This is a genomic window from Streptomyces bauhiniae, assembly GCF_004784475.1.
In the GTDB taxonomy this organism is placed as follows: Bacteria; Actinomycetota; Actinomycetes; order Streptomycetales; family Streptomycetaceae; genus Streptomyces; species Streptomyces seoulensis.
This window is the reverse complement of record NZ_SRRT01000003.1, coordinates 176,699-202,780: the sequence shown is the minus strand read 5'-3', so window position 1 is coordinate 202,780 and position 26,082 is coordinate 176,699. Positions and strand designations below refer to the sequence as shown.

Annotated in this window: 25 protein-coding genes and 1 pseudogene; 14 read left to right on the top strand and 12 right to left on the bottom strand. The window is 73.4% G+C overall.

Annotated elements, in window-relative coordinates:
• Positions 1 to 3 precede the first annotated feature (3 nt).
• Positions 4 to 2,937, bottom strand: a complete 2,934-nt coding sequence (locus tag E5083_RS11000) for an ATP-dependent helicase C-terminal domain-containing protein (RefSeq protein ID WP_135785466.1) — start codon at positions 2,935 to 2,937, stop codon at positions 4 to 6.
• 34 nt (positions 2,938 to 2,971) lie between these two features.
• The gene (locus tag E5083_RS10995; protein ID WP_208754045.1) at positions 2,972 to 3,808 is read right to left on the bottom strand and encodes a class I SAM-dependent methyltransferase; all 837 of its coding nucleotides are present in this window, start codon (positions 3,806 to 3,808) and stop codon (positions 2,972 to 2,974) included.
• A 371-nt stretch (positions 3,809 to 4,179) separates the two neighbouring features.
• Here E5083_RS10995 and rpsA point away from each other — a divergent pair, with 371 nt between their 5' ends.
• From rpsA to E5083_RS10975, 4 genes are all read left to right on the top strand, one after another.
• Positions 4,180 to 5,685: a 30S ribosomal protein S1 gene (gene rpsA / locus E5083_RS10990; protein ID WP_135785464.1), complete on the top strand. Its 1,506-nt coding sequence runs from the start codon at positions 4,180 to 4,182 to the stop codon at positions 5,683 to 5,685.
• Positions 5,686 to 5,917: 232 nt separating this feature from the next.
• Positions 5,918 to 6,856 (top strand): PAC2 family protein, encoded by a 939-nt coding sequence (locus E5083_RS10985; protein ID WP_135785463.1) that lies wholly within the window; start codon positions 5,918 to 5,920, stop codon positions 6,854 to 6,856.
• Between the two features lie 32 nt (positions 6,857 to 6,888).
• Entirely contained in the window at positions 6,889 to 7,506 is a 618-nt protein-coding gene (gene coaE / locus E5083_RS10980; RefSeq protein ID WP_167513516.1) for a dephospho-CoA kinase, read from the top strand.
• A 50-nt stretch (positions 7,507 to 7,556) separates the two neighbouring features.
• Entirely contained in the window at positions 7,557 to 7,937 is a 381-nt protein-coding gene (locus E5083_RS10975) for a tetratricopeptide repeat protein (protein ID WP_135785462.1), read from the top strand.
• A gap of 10 nt (positions 7,938 to 7,947) precedes the next feature.
• Here E5083_RS10975 and E5083_RS10970 read toward each other — a convergent pair whose 3' ends face one another.
• On the bottom strand, positions 7,948 to 8,274 hold the full coding sequence (locus E5083_RS10970; protein ID WP_135785461.1) for a DUF6343 family protein: 327 nt from the start codon (positions 8,272 to 8,274) through the stop codon (positions 7,948 to 7,950).
• Positions 8,275 to 8,415: 141 nt separating this feature from the next.
• On the opposite strand from E5083_RS10970, the gene E5083_RS10965 reads away from it, so the two are divergent.
• The gene (locus tag E5083_RS10965; RefSeq protein WP_135785460.1) at positions 8,416 to 9,099 is read left to right on the top strand and encodes a class I SAM-dependent methyltransferase; all 684 of its coding nucleotides are present in this window, start codon (positions 8,416 to 8,418) and stop codon (positions 9,097 to 9,099) included.
• Between the two features lie 32 nt (positions 9,100 to 9,131).
• Here the strand turns inward: E5083_RS10965 and E5083_RS10960 are convergent, their stop codons facing one another.
• The gene (locus E5083_RS10960; protein ID WP_244317472.1) at positions 9,132 to 9,689 is read right to left on the bottom strand and encodes an RNA-binding S4 domain-containing protein; all 558 of its coding nucleotides are present in this window, start codon (positions 9,687 to 9,689) and stop codon (positions 9,132 to 9,134) included.
• 134 nt (positions 9,690 to 9,823) lie between these two features.
• Here E5083_RS10960 and E5083_RS10955 point away from each other — a divergent pair, with 134 nt between their 5' ends.
• On the top strand, positions 9,824 to 11,338 hold the full coding sequence (locus E5083_RS10955; RefSeq protein ID WP_135785459.1) for a YfcC family protein: 1,515 nt from the start codon (positions 9,824 to 9,826) through the stop codon (positions 11,336 to 11,338).
• A gap of 24 nt (positions 11,339 to 11,362) precedes the next feature.
• Positions 11,363 to 12,061, top strand: coding sequence for a uracil-DNA glycosylase (locus tag E5083_RS10950; RefSeq protein ID WP_135785458.1), 699 nt, complete (start codon positions 11,363 to 11,365; stop codon positions 12,059 to 12,061).
• Here the strand turns inward: E5083_RS10950 and E5083_RS10945 are convergent.
• Both E5083_RS10945 and E5083_RS10940 read right to left on the bottom strand, forming a co-directional pair.
• The gene (locus E5083_RS10945) at positions 12,058 to 12,510 is read right to left on the bottom strand and encodes a GNAT family N-acetyltransferase (RefSeq protein ID WP_135785457.1); all 453 of its coding nucleotides are present in this window, start codon (positions 12,508 to 12,510) and stop codon (positions 12,058 to 12,060) included. The two genes, E5083_RS10950 and E5083_RS10945, sit on opposite strands and share 4 nt — an antisense overlap.
• The gene (locus E5083_RS10940; protein WP_135785456.1) at positions 12,507 to 12,917 is read right to left on the bottom strand and encodes a RidA family protein; all 411 of its coding nucleotides are present in this window, start codon (positions 12,915 to 12,917) and stop codon (positions 12,507 to 12,509) included. Before E5083_RS10940 ends, E5083_RS10945 begins: the two co-directional genes overlap by 4 nt.
• Positions 12,918 to 13,032: 115 nt before the next feature.
• Here E5083_RS10940 and E5083_RS10935 point away from each other — a divergent pair, with 115 nt between their 5' ends.
• From E5083_RS10935 to E5083_RS31175, 4 genes are all read left to right on the top strand, one after another.
• Positions 13,033 to 13,854, top strand: a complete 822-nt coding sequence (locus E5083_RS10935; protein WP_135785455.1) for a nucleotidyltransferase domain-containing protein — start codon at positions 13,033 to 13,035, stop codon at positions 13,852 to 13,854.
• Between the two features lie 56 nt (positions 13,855 to 13,910).
• Positions 13,911 to 15,761 carry an FUSC family protein gene (locus tag E5083_RS10930; RefSeq protein ID WP_135785454.1) on the top strand — a complete coding sequence of 617 codons (1,851 nt, stop codon included), beginning with the start codon at positions 13,911 to 13,913 and terminating at the stop codon, positions 15,759 to 15,761.
• A gap of 98 nt (positions 15,762 to 15,859) precedes the next feature.
• Positions 15,860 to 16,504: a DUF899 domain-containing protein gene (locus E5083_RS10925; RefSeq protein ID WP_135785453.1), complete on the top strand. Its 645-nt coding sequence runs from the start codon at positions 15,860 to 15,862 to the stop codon at positions 16,502 to 16,504.
• A gap of 185 nt (positions 16,505 to 16,689) precedes the next feature.
• Positions 16,690 to 16,866, top strand: coding sequence for a hypothetical protein (locus E5083_RS31175; RefSeq protein ID WP_167513515.1), 177 nt, complete (start codon positions 16,690 to 16,692; stop codon positions 16,864 to 16,866).
• Between the two features lie 19 nt (positions 16,867 to 16,885).
• Here the strand turns inward: E5083_RS31175 and E5083_RS10920 are convergent, their stop codons facing one another.
• From E5083_RS10920 to E5083_RS10910, 3 genes are all read right to left on the bottom strand, one after another.
• Positions 16,886 to 18,748: an ABC transporter ATP-binding protein gene (locus E5083_RS10920; RefSeq protein WP_244317494.1), complete on the bottom strand. Its 1,863-nt coding sequence runs from the start codon at positions 18,746 to 18,748 to the stop codon at positions 16,886 to 16,888.
• Between the two features lie 244 nt (positions 18,749 to 18,992).
• Positions 18,993 to 19,415 (bottom strand): hypothetical protein, encoded by a 423-nt coding sequence (locus tag E5083_RS10915; protein WP_135785451.1) that lies wholly within the window; start codon positions 19,413 to 19,415, stop codon positions 18,993 to 18,995.
• On the bottom strand, positions 19,412 to 20,110 hold the full coding sequence (locus tag E5083_RS10910) for an ATP-binding protein (protein WP_135785450.1): 699 nt from the start codon (positions 20,108 to 20,110) through the stop codon (positions 19,412 to 19,414). The genes E5083_RS10915 and E5083_RS10910 overlap by 4 nt, the downstream gene beginning before the upstream one ends.
• A 240-nt stretch (positions 20,111 to 20,350) precedes the next feature.
• On the opposite strand from E5083_RS10910, the gene E5083_RS10905 reads away from it, so the two are divergent.
• Positions 20,351 to 21,211, top strand: a complete 861-nt coding sequence (locus E5083_RS10905; protein WP_135785449.1) for a helix-turn-helix domain-containing protein — start codon at positions 20,351 to 20,353, stop codon at positions 21,209 to 21,211.
• Complete coding sequence (locus E5083_RS10900; protein WP_130334574.1) at positions 21,212 to 21,466, top strand: DUF397 domain-containing protein; 255 nt, start codon at positions 21,212 to 21,214, stop codon at positions 21,464 to 21,466. It abuts the gene before it with no gap.
• Between the two features lie 121 nt (positions 21,467 to 21,587).
• Here the strand turns inward: E5083_RS10900 and E5083_RS10895 are convergent, their stop codons facing one another.
• Positions 21,588 to 23,075, bottom strand: a complete 1,488-nt coding sequence (locus E5083_RS10895) for a glutamate synthase subunit beta (RefSeq protein ID WP_135785448.1) — start codon at positions 23,073 to 23,075, stop codon at positions 21,588 to 21,590.
• 240 nt (positions 23,076 to 23,315) lie between these two features.
• Positions 23,316 to 24,069 (bottom strand): annotated as a pseudogene (locus tag E5083_RS10890) (DUF2293 domain-containing protein).
• A 120-nt stretch (positions 24,070 to 24,189) separates the two neighbouring features.
• Between E5083_RS10890 and E5083_RS10885 the strand changes: the two are divergent.
• Positions 24,190 to 24,822: a nucleoside/nucleotide kinase family protein gene (locus tag E5083_RS10885; protein WP_135785447.1), complete on the top strand. Its 633-nt coding sequence runs from the start codon at positions 24,190 to 24,192 to the stop codon at positions 24,820 to 24,822.
• Between the two features lie 25 nt (positions 24,823 to 24,847).
• On the opposite strand, the gene E5083_RS10880 is transcribed toward E5083_RS10885, so the two are convergent.
• The gene (locus tag E5083_RS10880) at positions 24,848 to 25,975 is read right to left on the bottom strand and encodes a magnesium and cobalt transport protein CorA (protein ID WP_135785446.1); all 1,128 of its coding nucleotides are present in this window, start codon (positions 25,973 to 25,975) and stop codon (positions 24,848 to 24,850) included.
• Positions 25,976 to 26,082 lie beyond the last annotated feature (107 nt).

Genomic DNA, 26,082 nt, shown 5'->3' with positions numbered 1-26,082 from the left:
TGTTCACCGCTTGAGCCGGGCCGTCGTGTGACGGGTCGGCTCGGCGGTGGCCGGGTCTTCGGGCCAGGGGTGCTTCGGGTACCGCCCGCGCAGCTCGGCCCGGACCGCCCGGTAGCCGCCTTGCCAGAACGAGGCGAGGTCCGCCGTCACAGCGGCGGGCCGCCCGGCGGGCGACAGCAGATGCACCAGCAGCGGCACCCCGGCCACCTCCGGGGTCTGCCGCAGCCCGAACATCTCCTGCAACTTCACGGCCAGCACCGGCCGTTCGGGGTCCGCGTAGTCGACCCGCACCCGTGAGCCGCTCGGTACGGCGATCCGCTCCGGCGCCAGCTCGTCCAGCCGCGCCGCCTCTCCACTCGCCCACGGCAACAGCCGCGCGAGCGCCTGCCCCGCGTCGATCCGCCCCAGGTCCGCCCGACGCCGGGCCCGCCCCAACTCCGGCTCCAGCCAGTCGTCCACGCGGGCCAGCAGCGCCTCGTCGGACATGTCCGGCCACGGCTCCCCGAGGCGCGAGTGAAGGAATGCCAGCCGCTGCCGCAGGAGTTGACCGTGCTCGGTCCACCGCAGCAACCCCAGCCCTTCTCGCTCCAACCCGTCGACGAGGGCGGCCCGCACCAACTCGGGGTCGGCGCCTCTGATCGGCCGTACGGCCAACTCGACGGCCCCCAGCCGCTCAACCCGCCGCGCCACAACATCCCCCTCGGCCCAGCACACCTCCTCCCGCTCCTCCAACAACGAAGCGGCAGCCGCCCGAGCGACCTCCTCCCGCACAGCAGCCCCCAGCCGCACCCGCCCATGCCCCTTCCCCACAGGCCGATCCGCCACAGCCACCACAATCCACGGCGCCCCCCGCAACGCCGACGCCTCATCCAGCTCGACCCGACTCCCGGACACCATCAGATACGACCCCCCGTCCAGCCGGGCGATCCGCTCGGGAAAGGCGAGGGCGGCGACTTGACCGACGGCGGCTTCGTCGCCGGGAAGGCCGGGTTCGGACGTGGACGACCCGTGCCGGACGCCTCCCGCGCTCGCCCCGGACGCGACCACGCGCGAATCGCCGCCCGACGGGGCCGCCTGGCGCGCGCCGCCTCGCCTCGCCGGTCCTCGGCCGGGGTCCGCCCGCGTCCCTGAGCCGGTCGGCCAGGACCCGCGGCCCGGCACGCCCTTCGGCGTCCGCCCCTCCGCGCTCGCCCCGGACGAGGCGGGGCCCCCGTGCGCCGGGGCCGCGTGGTCCGGGTTGTTCGGCTGGGCCTGTCCTCGGCCGGGTTCTGTGTGCGTCTCTGAGCCGGTCTGCCAGGACCCGCCGCCCGGCACGCCCTTCCGTCGCCCCTCCGCGCTCGCCCCAGAGGAGGCCGCGCGGGCGTCGCCGTCCGAGGGGGTCGCCTGGGCCGGGGCGCTTTGCCGCGTCCGCTCGTCCGGCCCGCTCTCGGAGCCCACGCCCGCCGTACGCCCCGCCGCCCCCCGCAGCCTCCGTACCTCCGCCGCCCAGCGCCCCGCGTACGCGTCCCCGCCCCGGCGGGCCCGGCGCAGGGCACCTGCCAGGTCGTCGCCGTAGTCGCGCGGGACCTCCTCCGAGAGGAGGGCGACTGTTTCTGCGGCGGCGGGGGTGGGCGCGTCGAGGAGGGCTCGGCCGAGGCGGGGGTGGAGGCCGAGGTGGGAGAGGCGGGTGCCTCGGGGGGTGGCCCGGCCGAGCGGGTCGACGGCGCCCACGGCCGTCAGGACGTCGCGGGCCGCTGCCATCGCGCCGGCCGGGGGCGGGTCCAGCAGGGCGAGGCCCGTGGCGTCCGGGTCGCCCCAGCAGGACGCCTGGAGGGCGAACGCGGTCAGGTCGGCGACCTTGATCTCCGGGGCCGGGAAGGCGGGGAGGCGGGGGTCCTCGGCGTGGTCCCAGCAGCGGTAGACCACACCGGGTGCCTCGCGCCCCGCCCGGCCCGCGCGCTGGGCACCGGCCGCGCGGGACGCCCGTACCGTCGCCAGGCCGCTCAAGCCGCGCGCGTGGTCCACGCGGGGCTCCCGCGCGAGCCCCGCGTCCACGACGACCCGGACGCCCGGCACCGTGAGGGAGGACTCGGCCACGGAGGTCGCCAGGACCACCCGGCGCCGCTCGCCGGGGGAGAGCACCGCGTCCTGCACGGCGGCGGGGGCCCGGCCGTGCACCTGGAGCACGTCGACACCCGGAAGCTGTCCCAACTGGCCCGCCACGCGGGCGATCTCACCCACGCCGGGCAGAAAACACAGCACGTCACCGGACTGCTCGGCCAGAGCCCGCCGCACGACCGAGGCCACATGCGCGAGGAGCGCCGGGTCCACCCGCATCCCGTGCGGCGGCCGTACCGGACGCGCGGGCGGCGCCCAGACCACCTCCACGGGGTACGACACCCCGGCCGCCTCCACCACCGGCGCACCGCCGAGCAGCCGCGCCCAGCCCTGCGCGTCGGTGGTCGCGGAGGCCGCCACCAGGCGGAGGTCGGGCCGGAGGGTGCCCCGTACGTCCCAGAGGAAGGCGGCGGCCGTGTCCGCGTCGAGATGCCGCTCGTGGCACTCGTCCAGCACCACCACGTCGACACCGGCCAGCTCCTGGTCCCGCTGGAGCCGCTGGAGGAGGACACCGGTGGTCACGACCTCCACGCGAGTGTGGCGCCCCACCACACGTTCACCGCGAACGGTGTGGCCGACGCTGACCCCCGGCTGCTCGCCCAGCAGCCACGCCATCCGCCGCGCGGCGGCCCGCGCCGCGATCCGGCGGGGCTCGGCCACCACGACCCGCCGCGCCGGACCCCCGCCGACCAGCCCGGCCAGCACCAGCGGCACGAGCGTCGTCTTGCCGGTACCGGGCGGCGCCACCAGCACGGCGGTGCCCGGCCCGTCCAGCGCGGCGGTCAGGTCGGGCAGGGCGGAGCGCACGGGCAGCGCGGCGAGGGCGTCGTCACGGATCACGCCCCCAGTGTCGTACGCCGGGGAGCCGGGGCGGTCAGTCCCGTTCGCAGACGAAGATCGCGGTACCGGGGATGAGGTTGCCGCGCAGCGGGGACCAGCCGCCCCACTCGGAGGTGTTCCAGGCCGGCCACTCCGGCTCCACCAGGTCCACCAGCCGGAACCCGGAGGACACGATGTCCCGCACCCGGTCACCGATGGTGCGGTGGTGCTCCACATAGACGGCGTGACCGTCGTCGCCCTGCTCCACATAAGGAGTGCGGTCGAAGTAGGACGACGCCACCGACAGCCCCTCCGGGCCCGGCTCGTCCGGGAACGCCCAGCGGACCGGATGCGTCACCGAGAACACCAGCCGGCCGCCCGGCCGCAGCACCCGCCGCACCTCGCGCAGCACCAGCCGGGGATCGGCCACGAACGGCAGCGCCCCGTACGCCGAGCACACCACGTCGAAGGAGGCGTCCGCGAAGGGCAGCGCGCCCGCGTCCGCGCACACCAGCGGGAACGCCGAGCCGATGCGCAGCGCGTGCTGGAGCTGCCGGTGGGAGAGGTCGAGCGCGACCGGACGGGCACCCTGGGCGGCCAGCCAGCGCGCGCACTGCGCCGCGCCCGCGCCGATCTCCAGCACGTCCCGGCCCTTCAGCTCCTCCGCCGGGCCGAGCAGCTCGGCCTCCACCTCGTCCAGCCCCTCCGGGCACCAGACGAAGCGGTCGTCACCGAGGAAGGTGCCGTGCTCGACCTGGTACTCGTCGGCGTTCCGGTCCCACCAGCCCCGGTTGGCCCTGCTGCTCTCCGCGACCCCCGCGTCACGGCGAGTGGCTTCCGGCTCTGATTCCTCCGGCCCCTCCGGGTCGTGCTCCACAGGCTCTTGGATGATCGGCTCCCTCGTCGTACTCTTCCGTCCAACCGGCCCGCCGGACGCGTGTCACGGAAGGGATCGCGCGGTCACGCGCGCCCAGTTGGGCGATTGTTCAGCCGGGTATGCGGCGATCCGTCCGCGGTGTGCGCCTTCGCGCATTGACCCTGCCCGGCTGCCCCCGTATGCTACAAGTTGCGCTGCGGGCCTGCGCACCTCAGACGTAGCAGGTCGCGCTCGCATCTGTATGTATCCCTCGGTTCTCGAGGCGCCACCGGGCACCCGGTGCTCAAGTGGCGCTTCCTTGGCTGTCCGGCTTCTGCAGAGCGAAACGGGCTCCCGGCGTAAGCAGTACCTACGACTTCAATGTCCGTACCGGAGCCCTTTCCCACATGACGAGCAGCACCGAGACCACCGCCACCACCCCGCAGGTTGCGGTCAACGACATCGGTAACGAGGAAGCCTTCCTCGCCGCGATCGACGAGACGATCAAGTACTTCAACGACGGCGACATCGTCGACGGCGTCATCGTGAAGGTCGACCGGGACGAGGTCCTGCTCGACATCGGTTACAAGACCGAAGGTGTCATCCCGAGCCGCGAGCTCTCGATCAAGCACGACGTCGACCCGAACGAGGTCGTCAAGGTCGGCGACGAGATCGAGGCCCTGGTTCTCCAGAAGGAGGACAAGGAAGGCCGCCTGATCCTCTCGAAGAAGCGCGCCCAGTACGAGCGCGCCTGGGGCACCATCGAGAAGATCAAGGAAGAGGACGGCATCGTCACCGGTACCGTCATCGAGGTCGTCAAGGGTGGTCTCATCCTCGACATCGGCCTCCGCGGCTTCCTCCCGGCCTCCCTGGTCGAGATGCGCCGCGTCCGCGACCTCCAGCCCTACGTGGGCAAGGAGCTCGAGGCGAAGATCATCGAGCTGGACAAGAACCGCAACAACGTGGTCCTGTCCCGCCGTGCCTGGCTCGAGCAGACCCAGTCCGAGGTCCGCCAGACGTTCCTCACGACCCTCCAGAAGGGTCAGGTCCGCTCCGGCGTCGTGTCCTCGATCGTCAACTTCGGTGCCTTCGTGGACCTGGGTGGCGTCGACGGTCTGGTGCACGTCTCCGAGCTGTCCTGGAAGCACATCGACCACCCGTCCGAGGTTGTCGAGGTCGGCCAGGAAGTCACCGTCGAGGTCCTCGACGTGGACATGGACCGCGAGCGCGTCTCCCTGTCGCTGAAGGCGACCCAGGAAGACCCGTGGCAGCAGTTCGCCCGCACCCACCAGATCGGCCAGGTCGTGCCCGGCAAGGTCACGAAGCTGGTTCCGTTCGGTGCGTTCGTCCGCGTGGACGAGGGCATCGAGGGTCTGGTCCACATCTCCGAGCTGGCCGAGCGCCACGTGGAGATCCCGGAGCAGGTCGTCCAGGTCAACGACGAGATCTTCGTCAAGGTCATCGACATCGACCTCGAGCGTCGCCGCATCAGCCTCTCGCTGAAGCAGGCCAACGAGGCGTTCGGTGCCGACCCGGCGTCGGTCGAGTTCGACCCGACCCTGTACGGCATGGCCGCGTCCTACGACGACCAGGGCAACTACATCTACCCCGAGGGCTTCGACCCCGAGACCAACGACTGGCTCGAGGGCTACGAGACCCAGCGCGAGGCGTGGGAGGGCCAGTACGCCGAGGCGCAGCAGCGCTTCGAGCAGCACCAGGCCCAGGTCATCAAGTCCCGCGAGGCGGACGAGAAGGCCGCTGCCGAGGGCGGCGACGTCGCGGGTGCGGCTCCGGCCGCGTCCGGTGGCGGCGGCGGTTCGTACTCCTCCGAGGGTGCGGACACCTCCGGTGCCCTTGCTTCGGACGAGGCGCTTGCCGCGCTGCGTGAGAAGCTGGCGGGCGGCCAGAGCTGAGCGCTCACCGCTGAGGGTTAGCCGGTAGTCAAGCTTGAGGGACTCGTACCTTTCGGGGTGCGGGTCCCTCAGGCGTTTCTGGTGCGTTGTCAGGTGCGGCTCGTGGGGGGTGTTCGCGCAGTTCCCCGCGCCCCTTGAGGGAGTTGCGGTGGGCGCTTCTTTCAAGTGATCTTGGGAATGGTCTGGTGCTTCCTGGTGTTGGGTCATTTGGACACTAGGAGGGGCGGTCATCGTGGTTGATCCGCAGGGTTTGTTCGCTTGGGAGCCGAAGGGGCTTGCCGTGGTGGACGTGGCGTTGGCTCAGGAGTCGGCCGGGCTGGTCATGCTCTACCACTTCGACGGTTACATCGACGCGGGGGAGACGGGCGAGCAGATCGTCGACCGTGTCCTCGACACGCTGCCGCACCAGGTCGTGGCCCGGTTCGACCACGACCGGCTGGTGGACTACCGGGCCCGCCGTCCGCTGCTGACCTTCCAGCGGGACAGTTGGACCGACTACGAGGTGCCGGCCATCGAGGTCCGCCTCGTGCAGGACGCCACCGGCGCGCCGTTCCTGGTGCTGTCCGGGCCCGAACCGGACGTGGAGTGGGAGCGGTTCGCGCTCGCCGTCCAGCAGATCGTGGAGCGGCTCGGCGTCCGGCTCTCCGTCACCTTCCACGGCATCCCGATGGGCGTGCCGCACACCCGTCCCGTGGGCCTCACCCCGCACGGCAACCGCACCGACCTCGTCCCCGGACACCGCAGTCCCTTCGAGGAGGCCCAGGTGCCGGGCAGTGCCGCCGCGCTGCTGGAGTACCGGCTCAGCGAGGCCGGCCACGACGTCCTCGGTGTCGCCGCGCACGTCCCGCACTACCTCGCCCGCTCCGCCTACCCGGACGCCGCGCTGACCGTACTGGAGGCGATCACCGCCGCCACCGGCCTCGTCCTGCCCGGCGTCGCCCACGGCCTGCGCACCGAGGCCCACCGCACCCAGACCGAGATCGACCGCCAGATCCGCGAGGGCGACGAGGAACTGACCTCGCTCATCCAGGGCCTTGAGCACCAGTACGACGCGGCTGCCGGCGCCGAGACCCGCGGCAACATGCTCGCCGAGCCCGTCGACATCCCCTCCGCCGACGAGATCGGCCGCGAGTTCGAGCGGTTCCTCGCGGAGCGGGAGGGGGAGGCGTAAGCCTTCCGGCATCAGGGTCTAGGCTGCGCGGCATGTTGAAAGTGGGGCTGACCGGCGGCATCGGGGCCGGCAAGAGCGAGGTGTCGCGGCTGCTCGTGCGGCACGGGGCCGTGCTGATCGACGCGGACCGGATCGCGCGGGAGGTCGTCGCGCCGGGGACACCGGGGCTGGCGGCCGTGGTGGAAGCCTTCGGGCCGGAGATCCTCGCCGAGGACGGTTCGCTGGACCGGCCCCGGCTCGGGTCCATCGTCTTCGCCGACCCGGAGAAGCTGGCCGTCCTCAACTCGATCGTGCACCCCCTGGTGGGCGAGCGGTCCCGCGAGCTGGAGAGCGCCGCGAGCGCCGACGCCGTCGTCCTGCACGACGTACCGCTCCTCACCGAGAACGGGCTGGCGCCGCTGTACGACCTGGTGATCGTCGTGGACGTGAGCCCCGAGACCCAGCTCGACCGGCTGGTCCGGCTGCGCGGGACGACCGAGGAGGACGCCCGCGCTCGCATGGCCGCCCAGGCGAGCCGTGAGCAGCGCCGGGAGATCGCCGACATCGTGATCGACAACGACGTACCGCTGGACGCGCTGGAGAAGCGGGTCGCGGAGGTCTGGGCCGAACTGACCCGGCGCGCGGCCGCACGGAGCGGTGGCGCGGAATAGCCCTTCGGCTCCGAGGCGTTGGAACGGCGGAGTGAGGGAAGGACTTCGCCGTGCCCGAGATCAATGGTTCCGCCGGACGTACGCCGGAGACGGATGTCATCGACTTCCGCGCCGCCGAGCATCTGCTCGACGCGCGGGACCCCAGGGGCGCGGTGAAACTGCTGGACGAAGTGATCGCCGCCCACCCCGAGAACACCGCGGCCCGGCTGCTGCGGGCCCGCGCCTTCTTCGCCGCCGCGCAACTGCGGCCCGCCGAGCTGGAGTTCACGGTGGTGCTGGAGCGCGAGCCGGACAACGCCTTCGCCCACTTCGCGCTGGGCCGCACCTACGAGCGCCAGGGCCGCCCCGGTCAGGCCCGGCGCCACTTCCGGCTGGCCGCGGCGCTGGACCCCAACCCGGACTATCTGCGAGCGGCCCGCTTCGACTCCTGAGCCCCGTCGGTCAGGGGTGGTGGTGGCGGGGCGCGGGCAGGCGGGGGAATCCTCGCCGCCGCCTCGGCCGTATCGGGGGGTCGTCGTGCGCAGGCTCGTACGGGGGTACGTCACGGCCCGGCTGGTAGTGCGGGCCCTGGCGCAGATGGCGCAGGACCAGCACCAGGTCGGCCGTGACCACCAGCCACAGCACGGCGCACGCGACCGCCCAGCCGGTGCGTCCGGTGAGGGCGAAGGCCACGGTGCCGAAGACGGTCCAGGCGAACCCCCACACGCTCAGCCACAGCCGCGCCCGCAGCGCACTGCGCGCGGTCGTCGGTTCACTGCCGGTACGCATCCCGATCACCACCTCTCCGGCAACCTCTCTCGCAACGTACTCCGGTTCCCGAGTCGGTGTGAATTGACTCGAACGAGTGGTTCGGGGCGGGACGGGAACGGCTGAACGAAGATCGTCCGTTCTTCCGGCATGACAGTCGAGATGCGTGAAGGACATCAGGGCACCGGCCCCGGAGCGATCACCCCGGACGGCTGTGCCGTCGAGCTGTACGCCCGCTTCCCACCGGGCGACGAACCGGACGTCATCGCCGCCGCCGTGCCCGCCGGGGCGCACATCCTGGAGCTGGGCAGCGGCGCGGGCCGGGTCACCCACGCCCTGCTGGAGCGCGGCTTCCGGGTGACGGCGGTGGACGAGTCCGCCGAGATGCTGGAGCGGGTGCGCGGGGCGGAGCGCACCATATGCACGCCGATCGAGGACCTGGACCTGGGCGAGCGGTTCGACGTGGTGCTGCTCGGTTCGTTCCTGGTCCACACCGCCGACCCGGCACTGCGCCACGCCCTGCTGGACGCGTGCGCCCGCCATGTGGCGCCGGACGGCTGCGTGCTCATCCAGCGGGAGGGCGCGGACTACCACGAGAACGTGCCGAGGGAGCGCGTCGACCCCCGGGGCTTCACCGTCCGGATCGCCTCGGTGGAACCGGTCGGGGACGGGGTCAACTCGGTGCGGGCCGAGTACACCTTCCCGGACGCCACCTGGACCCAGACCTTCCGCAGCAGGCCCCTGACGAAGGAGCAGTTCGAGGCCGCGCTCGGGGAGGCGGGGCTGAGAGTGGACGCCGAGCTGACCGACGACGGGATATGGGTGCGGGCGGTGCCGGTGGGCTGAGGGTCTGAGGGGGCGGGCCGGGGCGCCGTGGCTCAGCGGCCCGGCCGGCGCCTGCCGTGGGGGTCCGGGGCGACCGGAGGAGCGCCGGGGGCGTCCGGTGTGCCCAGGCCGCGCAGGCGTTCCAGTTCGCGGCGGTCCCGCTTGGTGGGGCGTCCGGCGCCCCGGTCGCGGATGCCGACGGGAGCGACCGCCTCGCGGGGCGGGGGAGGAGGGGAGTTGTCGATGTAGCACTGGGCTGCCACCGGGGCGCCGACCCGCTTGCGGATCAGCCGCTTCACGATCACCACCCGCTCCCGGCCCTCGTGCCGCAGCCGCACCTCGTCACCCACCCGCACGGAGTACGCGGGCTTCACCCGCTCCCCGTTCACATGGACATGGCCGCCCCGGCACGCGGTGGCACCCAGCGAACGCGTCTTGACCAGGCGCACCGCCCAGATCCAGCTATCGATCCGCACCGTCTCCCCGGCGGCGAGTCCCGCGGCCTGGGCGGCGGCCACCGCGGCGGCAATGCCGGGGTCGGGCGCCGGTGCCTCGGGGGTGGCTGCCTCCTGGGTGCCGTCGGCGGCCGGGTCCTGTGAAGCGAGTGCCATGCTGCCGACCCTAACGCTCCGCCGCGCCGGGCCGGTACGGCGTTTCCCACCACTCCCACGCCCCGCCCCGGATGCGGCCCGCCCGCGCACCCCGGAGGCTGTTGCCGAGGTCGGGCCGGGAGCGAGGAGGGGACATGGAGACGGAGGCCGAGGAGCCGTCCCGGCACCGGCGGACGTTCACCTTCCCCAGCGCGCTCACCGTCCTCGCCGTCGTCACGATCGCCGTCTGGCTGCTCGCGTTTCTCATTCCGCCGGGCCAGTACGACCGGGACGCGGCCGGCGCCCCGGTGCAGGGGACGTACCACCGGGTCTCCGCCGGGGAGTCCTTCGCCGACCGGCTGAGCGACTTGTTCCTGTCGCCGGTCAACGGGCTGTACGGCCTGCGGGACGCGAAGACCGGGCTGGTGGGGCCGGACCTGGCGGGGGAGCTGTACGGCGCGGCGGGGGTGTTCCTGTTCGTGCTGGCCATCGGCGCGTTCATCACCGTGGTGTTCGCCACCGGCGCCCTGGACCGGGGCATCGCCCGGCTCGCGCACCGGCTGCGGGAGCGGGGCGCGCTGCTGATCGCCGGGATCATGGTGGTGTTCTCGGTGCTCGGCACCGTGGAGGGCTTCGCCGAGGAGACCCTCGGCTTCTACGGCCTGATCGTGCCGCTGATGCTCGCCCTCGGCTACGACCGGATGGTGGCCGTCGGCACGATCATCCTGGGCGCGGGCATCGGCGTGCTGTGCTCGACGGTGAACCCCTTCGCCACCGGCGTGGCCTCCTCGGCGGCCGACATCTCCCTCGGCGACGGCATCGCACTGCGGTTCGTGATGTGGGTGGTGCTGACGGCCGTGACGGTCGCCTACGTCATCCGGTACGCCCGGCGGGTACGGCGGGACCCGGCCCGCTCTCTCACCGGTTTCCTGCCCGGCGACCGCGAGCACGCCACCGAGGCGCCGGACGCGGAACCGGAGCTGACGGGGCTGCACCGGGCCGTGCTGGCCACCATGGTCCTGGTCTTCGCGTTCATGATCTTCTCCGTGGTGCCCTGGTCCAGCGCGCTCACCGGCGACGCGGACGCCACCCCCTACGGGTTCGAGCTGGACTGGTCCTTCCCGCAGCTCGCCGCGCTGTTCATCTGCGCGGCCGTGCTGGTCGGGCTGGTGGCGCGCATGGGGGAGCAGCGGCTCAGCGCCACCATCGTGCAGGGCGCGGCCGACTTCATCTCGCCCGCGCTGGTCATCGTGCTGGCCCGCGGCGTCACCGTGATCATGAACAACTCCAAGATCACCGACACCGTGCTGCACTCCATCGAGGGCGTGGTGCGGGGCACCTCGTCCGGGGTCTTCGCGGTCATCGTGTTCGTGGTGAACCTGCCGCTGGCCTTCCTGATCCCCTCCACCTCCGGCCACGCCACGCTCGCCATGCCGATCCTCGCCCCGCTGGCGGACTTCGCCGGGGTGTCCCGCGCGGTCGTCGTCACCGCCTGGCAGGCGTCCAGCGGCTGGATGAACCTGTGGGTGCCGACCACCGCCGTCGTCATGGGCGGGGTCGCGCTCGCCAAGGTGGGTTACGACAAGTACCTGCGGTTCGCGTGGCCGCTGCTGGCCGTGCTGTTCGCGCTGATCTGCGGGTTCGTCGCGCTGGGGGCGGCGTTCACCTGACCGGACTGGCCTACGGTGAAGGGCATGGACGACAGTGGTGGCCTTGCCCGGCTGGACCGGCGCGTGAGCGAGTGCCGGGCCTGCCCGCGCCTGGTGGAGTGGCGCGAGGAGGTGGCCCGTACCAAGCGGGCCGCGTTCGCGGACTGGACGTACTGGGGGCGCCCGGTACCCGGCTACGGCCCCGCCGACGCCCGCCTGGCGATCATCGGGCTGGCCCCCGCCGCGCACGGCGGCAACCGCACCGGCCGCATGTTCACCGGCGACCGCTCCGGGGACGTGCTCTACCAGGCCCTCTACGACCTGGGCCTCGCCTCCCAGCCGACCTCGGTCGCCCTCGACGACGGGCTGGAACTGTACGGCGTCCGCGTCACCGCGCCCGTGCACTGCGCCCCGCCCGCCAACAAGCCGACGCCCGGCGAGCGGGACACCTGCCGGCCCTGGCTGGTACAGGAGCTCAAGCTGCTCCGGCCGACGCTCCGGGCCGTCGTCGTGCTCGGTGCCTTCGGCTGGCAGGCGGCGCTGCCCGCTCTCACCGAGGCGGGCTGGACCGTACCCCGCCCCCGTCCCGCCTTCGGCCACGGCGCCCACGTCCCGCTGGAAGGCGGCCTCGACCTCTACGGCTGCTTCCATGTCAGCCAGCGCAACACCTTCACCGGCCGCCTCACCCCGGAGATGCTCCGCGAGACCCTGGGGACGGCGGCGCAAGCGGCCGGCCTGCGCTAACGGGGCTGCCAGACGTACCGCACGTCCGGCTCCCGCTCCTCGTTGTCGTGGCCGTCGGTGCGCTCGACGGCGACGAAGCCGTGGCGCTCGTAGAAGCGGTGCGCGGGCTCGTTCACCTGGAACGTCCACAGCGTCAGCCCGGCCGGTACGCACTCCTTGGCCAGTGCCACGAACCGGTCGCCGAGGCCGCGTCCGCTATGGGCGGGGTCCAGATAGAGCTGGGACAGCAGGCCCCCGTCGAGCACCATCATGCCGACGACCGCGCCGTCCTCCGCCTCGGCCACCCAGGTCTCGCGCAGCGGGATCACCACGTCCCGGATGTGGGCGCGGACCTCGTCGTCCGAGCGCGGGCGGACGACCGTCGGCAGGGCGGCGGCGAAGGAGCGCAGCCAGACGTCGGCCGTGGCGCGGGCGTCCGCCGGGACGGCCCGGCGCAGCAGGACCGTCACTCGCCCGCCTCCGGGACCGCGGCCGTGGCGGTGATCTCCACCAGTTGTCCGGTGTAGCCGAGGCAGGCGACGCCGAGCAGGGTGGAGGAGTGCGGGCCCTTGCTCAGACCGGACGCCTCCACCACCTCCCACACCGACGACAGCACCGAGGGCTGGTCGCTCACCACGTACACCTCGGTCACCAGCACGTGCTCCAGGTCGCTGCCCACGGCCCGCAACTGCTCCCGCAGGTTGGCGATCACCTGCCCGGCCTGGGCCACCGGATCGCCCGGCCCGACCAGTTCGCCCCGCTCGTCCAGCGGGACGGAGCCCGCGAGGAAGGCGAGCCGGGTGCCCGCCTCCACGACGGAGGCATGGGAGTAGGCCGGCGGCGGGAAGAGACCGGGGACGGTGACACGGCGGATCATGGCGGCTCCCTGGATGCGCGGGCGGACGACCGCCCATCATTGGCCGCCCGGAGGCGCCCGCGCATCCGAATAACTCCGAACAACTCCGGCCAGCGACGACAGCGAGGAGCCCGCCGTGCCCGCCCTCTCCGACGCCGACTTCCTCTCCGCCACCGCCGACCGCCTCGCCGGGCTGCCCAGCGTGCGGGCCGTCGCGCTCGGCGGGTCGCGGGCCCAGGGCACGCACACCGAGGACAGCGACTGGGACCTCGCCGTGTACTACCGGGGCGCCTTCGACCCGGACGGCCTGCGCGCCCTCGGCTGGGAGGGCGAGGTCTCCGAGGTCGGCGGCTGGGGCGGCGGGGTGTTCAACGGCGGGGCATGGCTCACCGTCGACGGCCGCCGGGTCGACGTCCACTACCGGGATCTCGCCACCGTCGAGCACGAGCTGGCCGAGGCGCAGGAGGGCCGCTTCCGGGTCGAGCCCCTGCTGTTCCACCTCGCCGGGATTCCCACGTATCTGATCGTCGCCGAGCTGGCCGTCAACCAGGTGCTGCGCGGCACCCTGCCCCGCCCCGCCGGCTACCCGGATGCGCTGCGCCGTACCGCCCCCGAACGCTGGCGCGGCACCGCCCGCGCCACCCTCGGCTACGCCCGCGCCAACCACGCCCCGCACGGCCGGCTCACCGAGGTCGCCGGTGCGCTCGCCACCGCCGCGGCCCAGGCCGCGCACGCGGTGCTGGCCGAGCGCGGGGAGTGGATCACCAACGAGAAACGGCTGCTGGAGCGCGCCGGACTGCGCCGCATCGACGAGGTGACCGGCTCGCTGAACCCCGGCAACCTGATGCGCGCCGTGGATCAGGCCGAGGAGATCCTGCTCACGCCACCGGCGCATCTTTCACCTCCCCGAAACCCGCGCGTCGCACCCACCACCGCGCCACGCTCTACCCTGGAGTGACCCCCACTCGGCCACCGTCGTCCGAAGGCCCCCGCCCTCGTACGAACAGGAGCCCCGTGTCGCGCCCCGCCGTCCGGTCACTTCCGCCCTGGCTCGCCCACGCCTTCCGCGCCCAGCGCGGCCCCGTGCCCTGGAGCGCGGTGGTCCGGGGCGCCCTCGCCGCCGGACCGCTGCTGGTCGCCGGGATGCTCGCCGGACTGACCGCCGAGGGCGTCCTCGCCGCGATCGGCGCGATGCTCGCCGGGATCAACGACCGCCCCGGCAGCCGGCGCGCCTCCGTCGACCGTCTCGGCACCCCCGCCCTGGCCGGCGCCCTCGGCCTGCTCGCCGGCACCTACGGCGGACAGCACCTCTCCGCCGTACCGCTCACCCTCGCCCTGACCGTGCTCGGCCTGCTGGCCGGCTCCATCAGCGCCGTCGGCCCGGTCGCCTCGGCGGCCGGCACCCAGCTCCTCGTCACCGCCGCCGTCGGCGCGGGCACCCCGGCCGGACCGCCCGCCTGGCAGGGCGCCCTCGCCTTCCTCGCCGGAGCGCTCTGGCTGCTCCTGCTCCGCCTCGCCCTGCCCACCCCCGGCTCGCTCGCGGGCGACTTCCGCTTCGACGGCGAACGCCAGGCGGTGGCCGACGTGTACGACGCCGTCGCCGACCTGCTCGACGCGGCCGGCACCGACACCGCGCCCGCCCGCCGGGCCGCGCTCACCGCCGCCCTCGACCACGCGCAGGACGCCCTCGCCGGACCCCGGCTGCGCCGCCACGCGACCTCCGCCGCCGAACGCCGCCTGCACGCCCGGTACCGGGCCGCGCTGCCCCTGGCCGAGGCCGCCACCGCCCTCGCCTGGGCCGGTGACCCCCTCTCGGCGCGGGCCTCGGCGGGCCCCCGCCGGCTCGCCGCCGCCGTCCGCGACAACACCGCCGCAGGTCCGCTGCCCGCCCCCACCCGTGCCGCGCCCGCCCTGCGCGCCCTCGACGACGCCCTGCTGCGCGCCGCCGAGGCGTTCGACCGCGCCGGCAGCGCCCGCCACCTCACCCTCGGCCGGCGCGGCGGGATACGCGGCGCGCTGCGGGCCATGACCGGCACGGCGGGCCGCGAGTACGGGCTGCGCGTCGCCCTCTGCTTCGGCGCCGGAGCGGGCATCGCCCAGGCGCTGCACCACACCGGCTGGTACGGCAGCCACCCGCACTGGTACTGGCTGCCGCTCACCGCCGTCTTCCTCGTCAAGCCCGACCTCGGCCCGCTGGTCTCCCGCGTGCTGTGCCGGGCCGCCGGGACCGTGCTGGGCGCGCTGGTGTTCGCCGGTCTGGCCGCGCTGTTGCCCCACCCGGCCGGGCTGATCGTGCTGGTCACGGTGTGCGGCGCGCTGCTGCCCGTCTCCACCCGGCACTTCGCCGCGCTGACCGCCGTGGTCACGGTGCTCGTGCTCGCCCTGATCATGGTCGGCGGGGAACCGCAGGCATGCCTCGGGCGGATCGCCGAGACCATGGTGGCCTGCGCGCTCGTCCTGATCGTCGGCCACCTGCCGATGCCGGGCCGCCACGGCGCCGGGGTCCGGGCCCGGCTCGCCGCCGCCGGGGGCGCCGCGCACGCCTACCTCGTGCACGTCCTCACCGAGACCGGCGACCACACCGAGCGCTGGGCGCTGCGCCGCGAGGCGTACCGCGCGCTGGCCGAGGCCCGTACCGCCATCGCCGTCTCCGCCGCCGAACTGCCCACCCTGGCCCGGCACACGCGGGGCACCGACCAGGTGGCCGCCGTGCTGGAACGGCTGGTCGACACCACCACCGCCTGCGCGGTCCACCTGGACGACACCGGCCGCCTCACCCCCCGCCACACCGGCCAGCTCCAGTCCGCGCTGCGGGAACTGGAGGCCGGGGGCCCGGACTGGACCGGGCTCGGCAAGGCCGCGTAACCGCGCACCGCTCACCGGAAAAAAATCCGCCGCACGCCGATGAGTTGTCCCCCCGTCCACGGTCTGCACCCCGAACGGACCGTCGGACTGGAGGGCTCATGTCGTTTCCGGAGATCGTCAGCCGCGAGCGGTGGCGGGCGGCGCGCGAGGAGTTACGGCGCAAGGAGCAGGCCGTCGAACGGGCACGGGCCGCGCTCGGCGAGGAACGGCGGCGGCTGCCCGTGGTCGAGGTCGCCGACGAGTACGTCTTCGAGGGCGGCGACGGCAAGGCCACCCTGCTCGACCTGTTCGGGGACCGCGCCCAGCTCGTCGTCCACCACTTCATGTTCGCGCCGGAGCAGGAGGCGGGCTGCCCCTGCTGCGCTGCCTTCCTCGACCAGATCGGCCCCCTCGCCCATCTCCGGGCCCGCGACACCGCCTTCGCGGCCGTCTCGCTCGCCCCCTTCACCCGGCTGCTGCCCTTCAAGGCACGGATGGGCTGGACCCTGCCCTGGTACTCCTCCTGCCCCAGCGACTTCAACCGCGACTTCGAGGCGACCGTGGACCGCGCCGGCGCCCCCGCCGAACGCCCCGGCCTGAGCTGCTTCCTGCGCGACGGCGACCGGATCTTCCACACCTACTCGGTGTACGACGACGCCCTGGACGGCATCGGCGCCCTCTCCGGCCTGCTCGACCTCACCGCCGTCGGCCGCCACCCGCACGGCGGCGACCGGCTCCGCCTGCACGACGAGTACGACCACTGACCGTCCTGTGCCGTTCCGTGTCCGTCCGGGCACCGAACGCGCCCGCTGCTGCCATTTGGTGAGCGGACGTTCACGTTCGGCTGTGAACCGGTGTCGGCTACGTCTCAGTCCCGTCACCGGGCGAGGCGATCACCCCCTCCAGCGCGTTGACTTCGGTAAGCACGACGCATGACTGGAGGTGCGAGATGGTGATGGGGCGGACGGTGCTCGAACGCTTTCCCGCAGGCGGCCCGCGCGGCTCATGGCCCGCGGAGGAGTTCGCGCACGAGCGACGGCAGGAAGGAATGCCGGTCGAGGTCGTGATGGACCTGGCGACCGACACGTTCCTGGTGATCCTGCGCGGCGCCGAGGGCGTGGACTGAACGTCTGAAAGGGCCCGGCTCAGCCGGACCTCGGCGCGGGAACGGGGGCGGTGAACTGCCCGGCCTGGAGCGCGTACAGCTCCGCGTACACCCCGCCCCGCGCGAGCAGCTCCTCCGGGCTGCCGGACTCCACCAGCCGGCCCCGCTCCAGCACATGCACCAGATCCGCGTGCCGGACCGAGGCGAGCCGGTGCGTGATCAGTACGACGGTCTGCCCGCTGCCCGCCAGCGCCCGGATCTTCTCGAACACCGCCAGCTCGGCCCGCGCGTCCAGCGCCGCCGTCGGCTCGTCCACGATCAGGATGCCACCGCGCCGGTAGGCGGCCCGCGCGATCCCGAGCCGCTGCCACTGGCCCCCGGACAGCTCGTGGCCGCCGGTGAAATTACGGGCCAGCAGGGTGTCCAGACCGCGCGGCAGACCCGCGACCACCTCCTCGGCACCGGCCTCCGCGACCGCCGCCGCCAGCCGCTCCTCGGTCATCGGTACGGAGGAACGGCCCACCGCCACGTTGACCCGCGCAGTGAACGGCCACCGCTTGAAGTCCTGCGCCACCATCGCCACCCGCTCGGCCAGCCGCCGCCGGTCCGCCCGCGCCGCGTCCACCCCGTCCCACAGCACCCGCCCCCGGTCCGGCGCATACAGGCCCGCGAGCAGCTTGACCAGGGTCGTCTTGCCCGAACCGTTCTCGCCGACCAGCGCGATGATCCGGCCCATGGGCAGACTGAGGCTCACCCCGTCCAGCGCGGGCCGCGCCGCCTCACCGGGATAGCTGAAGGTGACGTCCTCGAACCTGATCTCCTTCGGCTCCTCCGGCAGTTCCTCCCCGCCCACCGGGATCGCCCGCTCGGCCGCCTCCACGTACAGTCGCTTCAGGTCCCCGACGAACAGCGCCTCCTCGTGCAACTGGTTGATCTCCAGCACCAGCGTGTCCAGGCTCGCCGAGCCGGTACGGATGGCGATCACCGCCGTACCCGCCACCGAGAGAGCCATCGCCCCGGCCAGCAGCAGCGCGCCCAGGGTGGCGTAGGTGGCGAGGGTCGCCAGCCCCGTCCAGGCGGCCGCCGCCAGCCCGGTGCGGGCCGCGAGCCGGGAGAGCCGGGCCTGCTCGGCCTCCGCCGTCTCCGACATCGCCCGGTAGTGCCGCAGCAGGAACGGGCCGACCCCGTGCACCCGGATCTCCGGCGCCGCTCCCGGCTCGGTCAGCAGACTGCCGATGAGCTGCCCGGCCCGTACGTGCTGCACCCAGGTGTGGAACGACTCGTAGCGCCGCCGCGCGTTGGTCAGCGCGCTCCAGGCGCTCGGCAGCGTCATGGTGACCAGCAGCGGAAGCAGCGCGGGATGCAGCACGGTCAGCACACCGGCGGCCGCCAGCAGCGAGATCAGCGCGTTGATCACCCGCGCGCTGTAGGAGATCATGTGGCGCGCCGAGCGGGCGCCGTACTGCGCGGTGTCCAGCAGCTTGTGGAAGGCGTGGTCCTCGATCGCGGCCAGCTCCACATTGGCCGCCCGCTCCAGATACAGCTCGGTCGCCACCCGCTCCACCTTGGGCTCCAGGCGCCCGGTGGCATAGGTGGAGGCGGCCCGCAGCAGCGCCGAGATCAGCATCGTCACGGCCATCACCGCGAGGGCGGGTACGGCGGCGCGCAGCCGGTTCTCGATGTCGGGGCCGGTGAGCAGGCTGCCGAGCGCGCTGTTGACGGCCAGCAGGCTCACCGCCTGGGCCACACCCCGGCCCACCTCGGCGGCGAGTACGGTACGGGCGGCCCTCGAGTCCGCCTGTCGGGCCAGCTCCAGACTGGACGCCAGCATGCCGGGCAGCCGCCGCACCATCGAGCGCAGGCTCAGCTCCAGGAAGGCGTCGGCGTGCTCGTTCCACCCCATGTCGTACCGGAGGGGGCCGCCGAAGAGGAGCCGCTCGGACTCCGAGACCTCGGGGCCGTCAGGGTTCCCTGATTCGCCCGGCTTGTTCCGTCCCCGCCGCTGCCGCCGCACCGCGGACCTCCCCCTCGCCGTGACCGAACGGCCACTATCGCCGCGGGCGCCCGGCTCGGGCAGAGCGCGAGCGGGGGCGTACGGGGGTGCGCGGGGAGGGACGGCGGGCGGGGGTGCGCGGGGCAGGATGCCGTCAGGCCGATATGGGGCGGGACCAGTCCGGGGTGGTGCCGGTGACCCGGCACAGGGCCAGGTAGAGCGGGATCGGCGGGGTGTAGGGGATCGTGCCGGCCGGGCGGCGCAGCAGATGGGCGGTGCGGGGGACGGGGGCGCCGGGGGCGTACTGGGCGGGGGCGGGCCAGGGGAGCGCGTAGTCGGAGTCGGCCGGGACGAGCCACCACCAGCGGCCGCCCTCGGCGTACACACAGCCCACCCGGGGGAGTCGGGGGACGATCAGGGCGGCCAGGCGGTCGGGCATGGCGACGGCGTCGCAGCCGAGCGGGGCGGTCATGCCCTCGGGTACGGGCGGTCCGGGGACCCGGTCCGGAGCGGGGCGGCCGCGTCCGAGCCGGACCAGCGTGTTCAGACCGAGCGGCTGCCCGGCGGCGCCGGTCACGACCGGCTCCAGGCCTCGGCCCGTTCGGCGGCACGGGCGTACTGCTCCGGCACCCGGATGTGGCGGGCGGGGGCGGAGCGTACGTCCTCGCCCGGGGCGCGGGACGGGTCGGGTTTGCCGCGCGTGCCCCAGCCGAGGTCGTGGCGGGGTTCGGTGGCGGCGCGGGTGTCGTCGGTGTCCGTGTGCGCCGGGGTTTCGGGCCGGCCTTCCGTGGCGGGGCCGCGGTCCAGCTCGGCCCAGACCAGCAGGCCCGGACCGTACTCCTGGGCACCCCAGGCCCGGCACAGCGCGGCGACCAGAAGCAACCCCCTCCCGTGCTCCTCGTCGGGGCGCTGCTGTGCCGGGTGGGGCTCGCCGGGCGCGCAGCCCTCGTCCCGTACGGCTATGCGCACCAGGCCGTCGTGGTCGGCCAGTTCGCACACCACGCGACTGCTCGCGGTGTGCACGACGGCGTTGGTGACCAGCTCGGAGACGACCAGGACCGCGCTCTCACAGGTGTCCGCGCACACCGACCAGCCGGCGAGCCGGGTCCGCGCCAGGCGTCTGGCCTGGGCCGGGGAGCCCGGATGCGCGGCCAGCTCGAAGCGGAACCGGCGGCCGGCCCCGGCCGTTGCCGGTGCCGGTGCGACGCCGGGACGGGAACGGTCTGCGGCGGAGTCTGTTCCTAAGGGCGCGGACGGAATCACGCTTGCCACTATCTCCCCGCCGTGAACACTTGGCAAGTGTCACTCTGAAAAATGCAGAGTGCGGTAGGACGCGGTGAACGGCCGTGGCACACTGCTCGCAACAGCACCTCGCGCGGCGCCAATTGGGACCCTCGCCGATCCGCCCGGATCGTCGAATGCGTCTTCGAACGGCGCCGCAGGGCTGTCGGGGCCCCCGCACCGGGTATCCCCGCCCAGGCAACCGGTATCCCTTCCGTCGGAGGTGGCAACGTGAGCGAACCGCGGTCCGCGCCGACCGTGGGTCAGGTGGTCCTCGGCCGCCGCCTGCTGGACCTGCGGGAACGCGCCGGGCTCAAGCGCGAGGAGGCCGCCCGCGTCCTGCGCGTCGCCCCCGCCACCGTGCGCCGCATGGAGATGGCCGAGGTCTCCCTCAAGATCCCGTACCTCCAACTCCTGCTGAAGTCCTACGGCGTTCCGGACGACGAGGCCGAACTCTTCGTCCAGCTCGCCGAGGAGGCCAACCGGCCCGGCTGGTGGCAGCGGTTCCACGACATCCTGCCCGGCTGGTTCTCCATGTACGTCAGCCTGGAGGGCGCCGCCTCGCTCATCCGCTCCTACGAGCCGCACTTCGTCCCCGGACTGCTCCAGACCGAGGACTACGCGCGCGGGGTGCTCAGATCCGGCGCCATCGGGCAGACCAGCCCTGACGACATCGAACGCCACGTCGACCTCCGGATGCGCCGTCAGGAACTCCTCACCCGCCCCGACGCGCCCCGCTTCTGGGCCGTGATGGACGAGACCGCCCTGCGCCGCCCGGTCGGCGGACCCGAGGTGATGCGCGCCCAGCTCGACAAACTCCTGGAGGCCACGACGCTGCCCGGCGTCACCCTCCAGGTGGCCCCGTTCGCCAACGGGCCGCATCCGGGCACGTACGGCCCCTTCGTACTGTTCCGGTTCGCCATGCCCGAACTCCCGGACATGGTCTACAGCGAGTACCTGACCGGCGCGGTCTACCTCGACGCGCGCTCCGAGGTGGCCACCCACCTGGAGGTCATGGACCGCATGGCGGCGCAGGCCGCCACGGCACAACGCACGAAGGAGATCCTGCGGGATCTCCGCAAGGAGCTGTGAATGGATCGCATCAATCCGCGCCGCCGCGTCTACAACGGCATGCCCGCGCGGGAACTGGGCGCCGTGGGCTGGCACAAGCCCTGGAGCGGCGGCAACGGCGGCAACTGCCTGGAGGCCATGAAGCTGGCCGATGGCCGCATCGCCCTGCGCCAGTCCACCGACCCGGACGGCCCCGCGCTGATATACACCACCGCCGAGATGACCGCCTTCATCGAGGGCGCGAAGGCGGGAGAGGCGGACTTCCTGCTGTCCTGAACGGCTGTCACTGTTTTTGACTCTGCGTTTTGACTCTGCGCACCACCCTTGGCCCCCCGTCCCCCGCCCCCACCCCCTCCCCGCCCCCCTCCCCTCTGGCCCGGCCGATGGCTGCACCGCGCTACACCGCCATCGGCCGGTCGTGCGGCGAGATCGGCGCCTCCAGCCACGACTCACCCATCAGATACCGGTCCACGGCGGCCGCCACCGCCCGTCCCTCCGCGATCGCCCACACGATGAGCGACTGACCGCGCGCCGCGTCCCCGGCGGCGAACACGCCTGGCACGTTCGTGGCGAACTCCCCGTCCCGCGCGAGCGTGCCGCGCGGCTCCGTCTCCAGCCCCAACTGGTCGATGAGCCCGTCGGCGCGGTCCGGCCCGGAGAAGCCGAGTGCCAGCAGCACCAGGTCGGCCGGCAGCACCCGCTCGGTGCCCGCCACCGGCTGCCGCCGCTCGTCCACCTCCACCAGGTGCAGCTCCTTGACCCGCCCCCGGTCGTCCCCGGTGAACCGGAGCGTCGACGCCGCGAACAGCCGCGCGTCCGCGTCCGCCGCCGGAGCGGTCCGCAGCTCACCCGCCTCCTCGTGCGCGCCGGAGAGACGGTAGAGCTTCGGGTATGTGGGCCACGGCTCCGCCTCCGCGTCCCGCTCCCCGCCCGGCCGGGCGTAGATGTCCAACTGGGTCACGGACGCGGCACCCTCGCGCACCGCCGTCCCCAGACAGTCGGCCCCGGTGTCCCCGCCGCCTACGATCACCACATGCCGCCCGGCCGCCGACAGGGGGTTGGCCTCCAGGTCGCCCGCGCACACCCGGTTGGCCGGCGGGAGGTACTCCATGGCCTGATGGACCCCGGCCAACTCCCGCCCCGGCACCGCCAGTTCCCGCCACGCCGTGGCCCCGGTGGCGATCACCACCGCGTCGTACCGCGACCGCAGCTCCGGCGCCGGCACGTCCCGCCCGACCGCCGTCGACGTACGGAACCGCGTCCCCTCCGCCCGCATCTGCTCCAGGCGCCGGTCCAGGAAGCGCTTCTCCATCTTGAACTCGGGGATGCCGTACCGCATCAGCCCCCCGATCCGGTCGTCCTTCTCGTACACCGCCACGGTGTGCCCCGCCCGCGTGAGCTGTTGCGCGGCCGCCAGCCCGGTCGGCCCGGACCCGATCACCGCGACCGTCTTCCCGGACAGCCGGTCCGGCGGCCGGGGCGGCACGAACCCCTCCTCCCAGGCCCGCTCGGCGATCGCCCACTCCACGTTCTTGATCGTGACGGCGGGCTGGTTGATCGCCAGCACACACCCCGCCTCGCAGGGCGCCGGACACAATCTCCCGGTGAACTCGGGGAAGTTGTTCGTCGCGTGCAGCCGCTCGCTCGCCGCCCGCCAGTCCGACCGCGCCACCAGATCGTTCCACTCGGGGATCAGGTTCCCCAGCGGACAGGCGTCGTGGCAGAACGGGACCCCGCAGTCCATGCACCGGTTCGCCTGTGCGCTCACGATCGGCAGCAACGCCCCCGGCACATAGACCTCGTCCCAGTCCCGGACCCGCTCCACCACGGGCCGCCGCGGCCACTCCTGGCGCGGTGTGCTCATGAACCCCTTGGGATCGGCCATGGGCGTCTTCCTCGCGGACGTGTACCGGGGTATGGAGGGCACTGGGGGTACCACGAGCCGTGCGGCATCGGGCGGGGGTCACTCGTCGGTCACCCGGCACGGAGGCGGCCCCGGCCCGGTGTCCTTCCGGCCACGATACGTCGCCACCGACCCCCGCGCAGGGCGGCGGACGCCACCTTTCCGCACTCCACGGCCCACCGTCCCGTGTCCGCGGACCACCACTCCCTCGCTCCACTCCCGTCACTCCTCTCCCTGCTCCTGTTCCGGTTCCACCACCTCCCGCGCGCCCGGCTCCCGCCACTCCCGCAGCACTCCCTCCACGGCCCCGGCGATCCGCTCGCGCGCCTCGCGCCGGGGCACCCCGCTCATCAGCAGCCCGTCGTACGGCGTGTCCAGATGCCGCACCGACGCCACCACCGCCGAGGTCACCGCCGCCTCCGACAGCGCCCGTCCGGCCGCGCTCCGCCCGACCCGCCCGCTGCCCCGCAGAGCCGCGTGCCCGGCGACCGCCCGCGCCCGGCCGGCCGGGGAACAGCCGCCCGATCTCCGCCGCGAACTCCGCGACGAAGCGCTCGTCCTCCGCCACCCGCCGCCGCGCGTTCCGCACCCGGCGCCGCTCCCGGACCTCGGCGTCCGCCAGGCACCGCTCCTCCGCCCGCGCCAGCGCGGCCTCCTCCACCAGCAGGCCCTGGCGCTCGTACCGCCCCCGCCGCCGCGCGAACCGCACCACCACCGCCGACAGCCCGCTCTCCTCCCGCGCCCTGCGGGTCAGCGCGGCATCCCCGCGCGGCAGGAACACCAGGTGCCCCAGATCCGCGCAGTCGAGGCAACGCGGCACCCCGTCCTCCAGCACCAGCAGCGCCAGCGGCCCCTGCCGACAGGCCGCGCAGTGCTTGCGCCGCTGCGGCTGCACCACGACCGGACCGCCCCCGGCACCGGGCAGCGCGGGGGAGCGCGGCTCCACGGGACGACGTGCACCTGCGGGACGTGCCATACGCGGTTCCTTCCCCGCCACCGGCCCGCCCTCCCGCACGGGACCGGGCCGCTCCTCCTTTCTGTCCTCCCCTTTGCCTCCCCGTGCCTCCCTCTGCCGGCTTCCCGGCATCATGGGCGTGTGCGACTCGAAGCGATCACCTGGGAGCGGCTGGCCGAACGGCTCGCCGACCGGATTCTGGCGCTGGAGCCCGCCGACGGCAGCCCCTGGCCGCGGGTGGTCCTCGACGGAGCGCCCGCCGCCGGGCCGGGAGACCTCGCCACCCGCATCTCCGAAGCGCTCCGGGTACGCGGCCGGCCCTCACTGGTCGTCGGCGCCGAGGGCTTCCTGCGCCCCGCCTCCCTCCGCCTGGAGCACGGGCGGCGCGACGAGGAGTCGTACTACAGCGGCTGGTTCGACACCGGCGCGCTGTGGCGCGAGGTCCTCGGCCCCCTGGACGCCGACGGCGACGGGCGGGTGCTGCCCGACCTGTGGGACCCGGTCACCGACCGCGCCACCCGCAGCTCCTACGTCCGGCTACCACCCGGCGGGGTACTGCTCCTGCATGGCCCCCTTCTCCTCCAGCACTGGTTCCCCTTCGACCTGACCGTCCACGTCCTGCTGTCGCCCGGCGCCCTGCGCCGCCGCACCCCCGACGCCGACCACTGGACGCTCCCCGCCTTCGCCCGCTACGAGACGGAGACCGACCCCGCCGCGACGGCCGACGTCGTCGTACGCGCCGACGACCCCCGGCACCCCGCCTGGAACGGCTGACATCGCCTGCCAGCCCGTAGGACCGTCAGAACCAGCCGTTGCGCCGGAAACCCCGCCAGAGCGCGACACAGGCCAGCGCGGTGATGCCCATGATCACCGGGTAGCCGTAGTGCCAGCGCGCCTCCGGCATGTACTCGAAGTTCATGCCGTAGACCCCGCACACCATCGTCGGCACCGCGACGATCGCGGCCCAGGCGGTGATCTTCCGCATGTCCTCGTTCTGCGCGACCGTCACCTGGGCCAGATGCGCCTGGAGGATGGAGTTGAGCAGCTCGTCGAACGCGGCGATCTGGTCCTTGGCCCGTATCAGATGGTCCATCACATCGCGGAAGTACGCCTGTATCTCCGGGTCGACCACCCTCATCGGCCGGGTAGCCAGGTCCTCCACCGGGCGCACCAGCGGCACCGCGGCCCGTTTCAGTTCGAGCAGTTCGCGCTTGAGCTGGTAGATCCGCCCCGGATCGGCCCGCCCGCCCTCCTCCGAGAAGACGTCCGTCTCGACGTGCTCGATATCGCCCTGCACGGCGTCCGTGACGTTCAGATACTCGTCCACCACATGGTCCGCGACGGCGTGCAGTACCGCCGACGGGCCCTTGGCGAGCTGACGCGGGCGCGACTCCAACTCCTCGCGCAGCGGCCCCAGTGAGCCATGGTGGCCGTGCCGCACGGTGATGACGAAGTCCTCGCCGACGAACACCATGAGCTCGCCGGTGTTCACCACCTCGCTCGTCGCCGTCAGCTTCTCGTGCTCCACGTAACAGACCGTCTTCAGCACCGCGAAGAGCGTGTCGCCGTACCGCTCCAGCTTCGGGCGCTGGTGGGCCTCCACCGCGTCCTCCACCGCCAGCGGGTGCAGGTCGAACAGCTCGGCCACATCGGCGAACTCCTCGGTGGTCGGCTCGTGCAGACCGAGCCAGACGAAACCGTCGCCGGTGTTGCGGACCGTCTTCACGGCGTCCACCACATCGGCGGAGCCCGGCACGCGTATGCCGTCCTGATACGTCACGCAGTTCACGACCGAGGAACCCAGCGGCGACCTGGCCGGGTGGCTCAGGTCCACACGCGGTCGGCGCCGGGCCAGACCGGCCACCTTGCGCAGACCGCCGACCTTGCTCAGCTTGGTGACTTTCCGCAGATTCCCCGCCATCGACATCTGGATCTCCTTGCCTGGATCTCCGCACCTGACACCTTTCGTGCCCTGCGCGATCAGTCTGCCAGTCCGTCAAGAAAGCTGGGGAAGCCTGTGGGAATCATGGATTC